This is a genomic window from Mesorhizobium sp. M1D.F.Ca.ET.231.01.1.1 (assembly GCF_003999155.2).
Classification (GTDB): domain Bacteria; phylum Pseudomonadota; class Alphaproteobacteria; order Rhizobiales; family Rhizobiaceae; genus Mesorhizobium.
Genome location: NZ_RZOZ02000193.1, coordinates 1 through 315, shown reverse-complemented (window position 1 = coordinate 315; position 315 = coordinate 1). Strand labels below are relative to the sequence as shown.

At 64.8% G+C, this 315-nt stretch carries 1 pseudogene; it reads left to right on the top strand.

The annotated features are described in order from the left end of the window. A pseudogene (locus EN874_RS32920) lies at positions 1-315 on the top strand (RTX toxin); the annotation flags it as partial.

The window sequence follows — 315 nt, the reverse complement described above, 5'->3', positions numbered from 1 at the left end:
CAAGGGTGCCATCATCACCAGCGCCTACATCCAGTTCCAAGCCAACGAGGTTAAGACCGGCGCTGCGTCGCTGCTGATCCAGGGCGACAATACCGACGACGCCAGTCCCTTCACCACCGCCAGCTTCAACGTGTCCTCGCTTCCGAGGACGACGGCATCCACGGCCTGGACACCGGACCCATGGACCACGGTAGGCGATCATGGCCTTGCCGAGCGCACGCCGGATCTGTCGGCGATCGTCCAGGAGATCATCAACCGCTCCGGCTGGGCGGCGCTCAACGACATGGCGTTCCTGATCACCGGCACCGGCACGCG